Raw genomic sequence first — 6,872 nt, 5'->3', positions numbered from 1 at the left:
ATATTTCGACCTGAAATTTTCATATTGTTTTTTTAGCACAGGGTCGTTTCTAAAGCTTCCACCATTCTCCACTAAGCCATGCAATATTTTATAATATTCCTTATGCATAGTACCCGGAAGCTCCACCATCGATCCAGGCTCTCTTTGAATTAAATGATGAAGTTCTATAGCAGTCCCATCTTGCCAAATTGGTGCTCTTCCTTTTTTCATCAATTGGAGATTTGTCTTACCAGTTTTAGGGTCAATTCTCATATAATCAATATCTAACCTTTGAAAAACCCGTCTGCTAATATCCCTTACTTCTCCATTAACTTTAGTTCTTCCAGTATATTCTACATCCTTATAGTTTTTATATTCTTTACCCGTACCCTTAACCTTTCTTTTCTTAAAGAAATCTTCCAAACTACCAATGATTTTTTTTTGATTTTTGATATCACCTAATTCGTTAGCTTGCATGGCTCTCATAATCGCCATTGCCCTAGCTTGTTCCATTAGTTTATCATTTGTATTGTACTGTCCACCTTTTATACTTGCTTTTCTAATTATACCTTCAAAACGTCCTGAACCGCCTATAAATTTCGCAAGGATTCCTGCTCCACCTGGTATGTCAAAAAAGCTTTGAAAACCGAGGCCAACTCGTTCATTTAAATCGAGTTCACGCTTGGAAGCCCAATGTTTTCCCGTGACTACAGAAGAAGCATTTAAGCCTACAATAATAAATCCTATCCCCTTTACTGCCACTTTCCCAAAAGCGCCTCCAACCAGGCTAGCAAGTAGTTCCGCTTTTGCAACCTTTTCTTCAATTTCTTTTTGATGTTTTAATTTATAGGACTCATAGTTAAATGCATATCCTTGCAGTGATGCTTTTGTAAATTCTTTGAACGTAAATGTAGCGTTGGGATTTACCTTTTTCCATATTTTGTATTGAAACTTCATTTGTTCTTGATAAACGTTTTTACTGCCCAATAAATCTGAAAGATTCACTTGTTTTTTTAAAACTGTATCATCAAATACCATGGCACCGCGGTCGCCATACCTATTTTGAACTACTTCCGTAGCACCTATTCTATTCGTTGTCTTATACTTAAATATATCTAAGTTATTTACGGCCACAAAAAAGTCATCCATATCATTACAAAAGGGCTTATCAATTTCTCCATTTAACTCTAAACCAATATTAGATGCAAATTTTCTTACTTTTCCATAGTTATGTTCTAATGTTCCATAGTCAGATAGCTTATTTTTAAGTTCAAAATTTATGACGTTATCGCTATCGTTTTCTTTGATTGCTTTTTCTATATTGTTTAAGTTATTCCAATTATTTTTAAAATAGCTAAATGATGTTTCAAGACCTGATACAGCAGTCACCAGATCTCCCCAGTCCGACATTTTGAACTTAATATCCATCTAATCCCCCTAGAGACCCAATGTTATGACTCAATTTTATTCATAATATCCATAGCCAATTTTTTGTCTATTCTTAGAAATTCAGTCCAACAGTGCATCAATGCTCCTGATACATCTACATATTGTTTCTTTAAACTCTCTAACTTCTTAGCTGCTCCCTCATACGCTGATAGTTGTTTTAGCGCTTCACCCTCTGTATAGAACTGAGATTGGGCAATTTGATTCATATTTTCACAAGCATTCTCCTCTAATTCGCGCATAATTTTTTTTATCATTTTAAACAAATGAATTAGTTCCTCTGACTTTAAATCTATGGACTTATTACCCTTGTTTACTTCCACTGCAGTTCCTCTCCTTTTATGCCCAACTCTTTTGCTAACATAGAATATATGTAATACGGACTGACTCGTTCATAGATTTTTTTTACAACATCCGCCATAATTAACTTTCCTTTGCTTTCAAAAATAAGTAACTGTTTATAAAAGGCTGCATTATTGATGTTTCGTAGCTTTTCTTTTATATTAAATATTTCTATATTTAATAAATCTACGTCATCTAAGTGTTCTCCTACTTCTTTTTTCGAAATAGGTTCTTTAAATAGATCTTCCGTAGCATCCTGCTGGTTACCTAACATTGTAGGAAATCTTTCCTTGATAGTTTCCATCACTACATTCGTACTCATAACTCCCAGATCATACTGTTCTTCATATTCCTCACGTTCACTCAAAAAGACAACCTGAGTAGGATCTCGTTCATTAAAACCCAGCATAAATTGATTAATCCGTATATATTTATCACTACTGTAATAGTCTTCTAACATACTAATAACGAAAGCACCCTCATTCGTTATTTGATGCTCATGTGAGATGATGCCTTTTTTAATCAATCGCTCAAATGCTTCTTTATAAATCACTTCACCTAATACATCAAAACTATCACGAGAAGGTAAACCAAATAGGAGTTTCCCCTCAAAAGCATCGCATAATAAAAATAATTCTAATGCTGTAAAATACTCGGTTTCTTTCATATACTATTTACCTCTTTAACATACGGGTTCTCCGGAAATTTCCCGATATTATCTTTTAACTGCTTTAAAGCTTTTGTTTGTTTCTCAGAAGCCTCTGCAAAGTCAGCATGATATTGATAAAGAATTTCTACATATGTTAGAAACGCATCTCTCGTGTCACCTCTCCATTGTGCCTGTTTTGCATAAGCTATTAGATCTTTACACGTTTTTAAAGATTCTTTGATAGAAGCTTCCACCTTATCAGCATGCTTTATTGCAGAAGATAGTTTTTCTCCGTCAATTGTTGTACTTTGCATTGATCATCACCCTAAATTAAATTTTAAGTTTTTATCGTTTTTAGTAACTACGCAATACTATCTTCGCAAAGTTTCTTATAATGTTCATATTGTTTATATGCTTGATCCCTAGCGCTTTCTAAGCTTACTGTTTTTTCTTCCATTTGCTTTATAAACTTTTTTAGCTCATCATCAAGTCCTTTAAGCTTTGGCTCGACAAATTTCGAAGGGATGCCGCTTATCCCTAAATTTGGAACTAAACTGAAATAGGTATCTCGCAACGCTTTAACCTCTTTTAAATTTCCTTTGTGAGCTTCTAAAGCTTCTTTGATTTGGTTATGCAACTGACCATATTGATTTTTATTAGATTCATATTTATAAATATCTTCCATTCAATCCACTCTCCATTTCTCTTCATCTTCTGTATCTTTTTTTGAAAAAAAGATACGTTAGCATGCTGCAAGAATTAATAGAGTATACCTTCCAATTTCAATTATCCACCATTTTATGGTACCTCACATAGGAAAATGTTCAATAAGGAAGAAGAACTAATACATCCTATACGTCTACATTAAAAATGGGAAAATTATCATAGTCTCTATTCAAAAGCACTTGTACAGCATCTGGATGAGAAAAAAAGAAAAATAAAAAAGCTCTAAAACAAGGACTTTCCCCTTATTCAATCAACTTTCACTATTTACACTCTAAAGCTACAATTCAAAGCACCCAGCTTTTTTGACTATAGTACACCTGCTACCACTGTACTAAATGGTAGTTTACAAATGACTTGTACTTATTCTTTTGAACCATTTTGAGTAAACACTTGATATGTTCCTTTATGTTTTACTTTTCAACGTTTAAGGGTTATTATGTATTAAACATTAAAGAGGACAAATATTGTCCTCTTTGTCCGAGATACATTCGAAATGAGTTGATATTTTGCAAATAAAAACAGGTGTTGAGCAATCGGTGTATGCTATTCTACTGCTGACGTTTTTACCTGAAAAAGCGGTTCTTCCAGGAGATGTAATCAGTACTCAGCTCGGGGGATCGCCTACGTATTTTCTAAAGCTTCTCCGAAAACTAGTTAAAGCAGATTTGCTTACTTCTGTACCTGGAAGCAAGGGTGGCTTTCGCTTAAAGAAAACACCCGAGAACATTACAATTTATGACGTATACGTAGCCATTGAAGGCAAGCAATCTCTTTATTCCTCGAGTGGCATTTTTCACGATATGCTTAACTTAAAAGAGAAAGACATCTGTTTATTATCAGACTTAATGGAAGAAGCTGAGTCTTCATGGCAATCCATTTTAAAACGGCAAACTATTGCTCTTTTCACAGATGAAATTTATAAAAAATGTCCACAAGAAAGCCTGGACACGCTTAAAGCAACAATCTCAGAAAAAATGGTACTGTAAACACAAAAGGGGATTATTATGGAAAACCTAACAAGATATTTTGATTTATTCGATCAATCACGTACAAGCGAACAAGCATTTGAAGAATTAGTAAGCCTTTTTTCAGATGATATTGTATTTGTCTTAAACGGCCATCAAAAGCAAGGAATTGAAAACTGGAAGCTGTTTGTGAAAATGGTGTTTAAAGAAAATGCAGATATTAAGCATATGTTCGAAGGTTGGAAAGCAGTTAAAAATACAGATTTGTTTGAAACAGCTTGGGCTGTATGCGGCAAACGTGCCTCGGGAACTGTCTTTACGCAAACCGGAAAAGATATAGCAAAGTTAGATCATAATGGGAAGATCGCGTATTTAGAAAATGTTCCAGACAATACAGAGATGTTTGACTCATACAAAAACTAAGAGCAGAAGGGCGCCATACAATCGGCGTTCTTTTTTCTGTCATCTATACTTGTTTTTGCACCTCCATTCACCTTCAAAGATTACTTGATTTCTTAGGATATTCCATCACCCTCTCCTTCCATCGTTCATTATTTTTTGTAAAAATCCTTTGATATGACGCAATAGGCACTTTTGCGTTTCTATATCACTAAAAAGTGCGTACTTTTTTTTCTGTATGGAGCGCTTCATACTATAAAAGCATCGAAAAATTAAGGAATAAGGGTAAAACGGAATTCGTACTAAATGTCGTTGAGAATGCAGGCAATAAAAAATCCTTAAGTTTCACTCAACTTAAGGATGACTTTGCTCAGTGGCTAGATCTTCATCTCGTTGCATAAGCAACACATCTTCACCACGATCGATTAAGCGGTCAATATGTTTTTCGCCCCATAGGCAGAGTAAGTGAAGGACAGGCTCCATTTCCTGACCGTATGGCGTCAAAGAATACTCGACCTTTGGTGGGACTTGATTGAACACTTTACGTTTGATTAATCCACTTTGCTCCAATTCTCGCAATTGATTCGTTAACATCTTTTGCGAAATACCAGGAATTAAGCGCCGAAATTCACTGGTGCGAATTTGACCATAGTGAATTAAGTGACATAGTATGACGGGTTTCCATTTACCGCCCACCACTTCAATGGTGGCTTCAACACCAATATTATAAACTTTTTTCATGGCAACCCCCTGTATTCCTTAATTGTTACTAAACGTATCATACGTGCTTATTAGGTATGTATGAATATACTATATGCGCAAAAAAAATTCAAAGGAGTGACTTATTTTATGAAATCAGCATCACCATCCAAAGCCAATCTCACACTCCTTGCTCTCGCAATCAGTGCTTTTGGTATTGGATCAACAGAATTTATTAGTGTCGGCCTACTACCACTCATTACAAATGATTTCGGTACAACCTTAAGTACCGCAAGTTTAACCGTATCAATTTATGCTTTAGGTGTAACAATAGGGGCACCACTCTTAACGGTTTTAACGTCTAAAATAGAGCGTAAAAAAGTATTATTACTTGTCATGCTTCTTTTTATACTAGGAAACCTTTGTGCTGCTATCGCGCCTACATTCTCTGTACTATTAATTGGACGAATCATTTCCGCTTTAGCACATGGTGTCTTTATGTCTATTGCTGCAGTTATTGCCGCTGATGTCGTCGCGCCAAATAAACGGGCAAGCGCCATTGCCATTATGTTTACAGGGTTAACGCTAGCTACTGTAACAGGTGTTCCACTCGGGACATTTATAGGACAAGTTCTACACTGGCGTATGTCATTTGTCTTTATCGTCCTCGTCGGTTTAATTGGGTTAATTTGCAATGCCATACTCGTACCAAGTCACTTATCAAAAAGTAATCCTATTGCAATCCGTGATATTGGTAAAGTTCTAGGCAACATGCGCATGCTATTCATCCTATTTATTACAGCCATCGGTTATGGTGGCACATTTGTCGTATACACCTATGTATCGCCTATTTTAGAAAAATATATGAGCTACTCAACACACGCAATTGTTGTGATTTTAATTTTATATGGTATTTGTGTAGCGATCGGAAATACAGTAGGTGGACGCCTTGCCAACAATAACCCCCTACGCGCCATTTTCATTTGCTTTATCGGTCTTAGCTTAGCATTACTGGGGATTCAATTCTTTATTCATTCTCATATTACGGGACTCATTATGGTATTTATGATGGGATTGTTTATGTTTATGAATGTGCCTGGCTTACAACTATATGCTGTTCAGCTTTCAGAAAAATATATACCATCTGCCACTGCAATGGCTTCTGCATTAAATATTTCTGCCTTTAATGTCGGAATCTTTCTAGGCTCTTATGTGGGTGGATTGATTGTCCAATATCAATCATTAGAGCATACACCTATTTACGGTTTTCTAATGGTGATGGGCGCGGCAATTTTCACATTTGCATGGTTGATGTTTGAAAATAAACAGAAGAAACGTTCACATGAGAAAGTCTAGTGAACGTTTCGATCTAGAGAAATGCCCAACAGGGTGTTTTTCTCTAGATCAATAAATAGCGTGACCATGATCGGAAGAGGTAACTTCATCATTTACACAAAATTATTGACACTTCTAAAAATGACCTTATTCAGCTTTAAGCTAAACAAGGTCATTTATCTATAGTAAAACTCTTCTTCCCATGCTTCTTTTGCATCCAATAACCTTTGTGATAAAAACTCATAAAAATTCTTTGCTGTATTGTAGTCATCAAGTCCACCTTGTCTATCCCATGCTATTACTGGGCATTCATTGTTTTCCATATTACTAGT

Annotated in this window: 9 protein-coding genes and 1 pseudogene; 3 read left to right on the top strand and 7 right to left on the bottom strand. The window is 35.4% G+C overall.

Going from position 1 to position 6,872, the window contains the following annotated elements; all coding sequences use genetic code 11:
- The 5 genes from A374_RS21025 to A374_RS01420 form a co-directional block, all read right to left on the bottom strand.
- A partial coding sequence (locus A374_RS21025) for an HNH/ENDO VII family nuclease (RefSeq protein ID WP_007200389.1) occupies positions 1 to 1,407 on the bottom strand: 1,407 nt, incomplete at its 3' end.
- Between the two features lie 23 nt (positions 1,408 to 1,430).
- Positions 1,431 to 1,748, bottom strand: coding sequence for a hypothetical protein (locus tag A374_RS01435; protein WP_007200388.1), 318 nt, complete (start codon positions 1,746 to 1,748; stop codon positions 1,431 to 1,433).
- Positions 1,739 to 2,434, bottom strand: coding sequence for a DUF5081 family protein (locus A374_RS01430; protein WP_007200387.1), 696 nt, complete (start codon positions 2,432 to 2,434; stop codon positions 1,739 to 1,741). The genes A374_RS01435 and A374_RS01430 overlap by 10 nt, the downstream gene beginning before the upstream one ends.
- Entirely contained in the window at positions 2,431 to 2,730 is a 300-nt protein-coding gene (locus A374_RS01425) for a WXG100 family type VII secretion target (RefSeq protein ID WP_007200386.1), read from the bottom strand. The genes A374_RS01430 and A374_RS01425 overlap by 4 nt, the downstream gene beginning before the upstream one ends.
- Before the next feature lie 47 nt (positions 2,731 to 2,777).
- The gene (locus tag A374_RS01420) at positions 2,778 to 3,101 is read right to left on the bottom strand and encodes a hypothetical protein (RefSeq protein WP_007200385.1); all 324 of its coding nucleotides are present in this window, start codon (positions 3,099 to 3,101) and stop codon (positions 2,778 to 2,780) included.
- Positions 3,102 to 3,648: 547 nt separating this feature from the next.
- On the opposite strand from A374_RS01420, the gene A374_RS01415 reads away from it, so the two are divergent.
- On the top strand, positions 3,649 to 4,128 hold the full coding sequence (locus tag A374_RS01415) for an RrF2 family transcriptional regulator (RefSeq protein ID WP_007200384.1): 480 nt from the start codon (positions 3,649 to 3,651) through the stop codon (positions 4,126 to 4,128).
- Positions 4,129 to 4,146: 18 nt separating this feature from the next.
- A complete protein-coding gene (locus tag A374_RS01410) occupies positions 4,147 to 4,530 on the top strand; it encodes a nuclear transport factor 2 family protein (RefSeq protein ID WP_007200383.1) in 384 nt (127 codons plus the stop codon).
- A 330-nt stretch (positions 4,531 to 4,860) separates the two neighbouring features.
- Here A374_RS01410 and A374_RS01405 read toward each other — a convergent pair whose 3' ends face one another.
- On the bottom strand, positions 4,861 to 5,247 hold the full coding sequence (locus tag A374_RS01405) for a winged helix-turn-helix transcriptional regulator (RefSeq protein WP_007200382.1): 387 nt from the start codon (positions 5,245 to 5,247) through the stop codon (positions 4,861 to 4,863).
- Positions 5,248 to 5,355: 108 nt separating this feature from the next.
- On the opposite strand from A374_RS01405, the gene A374_RS01400 reads away from it, so the two are divergent.
- Positions 5,356 to 6,561, top strand: a complete 1,206-nt coding sequence (locus A374_RS01400; protein ID WP_007200381.1) for an MFS transporter — start codon at positions 5,356 to 5,358, stop codon at positions 6,559 to 6,561.
- A 155-nt stretch (positions 6,562 to 6,716) separates the two neighbouring features.
- On the opposite strand, the pseudogene A374_RS21355 reads toward A374_RS01400, so the two are convergent.
- Positions 6,717 to 6,872: pseudogene (locus A374_RS21355) on the bottom strand (SMI1/KNR4 family protein); the annotation flags it as partial.

This window comes from Fictibacillus macauensis ZFHKF-1 (assembly GCF_000269865.1).
GTDB classification, from domain to species: Bacteria; Bacillota; Bacilli; order Bacillales; family Fictibacillaceae; genus Fictibacillus_C; species Fictibacillus_C macauensis.
This window is presented reverse-complemented; position numbering and strand designations above follow the sequence as displayed.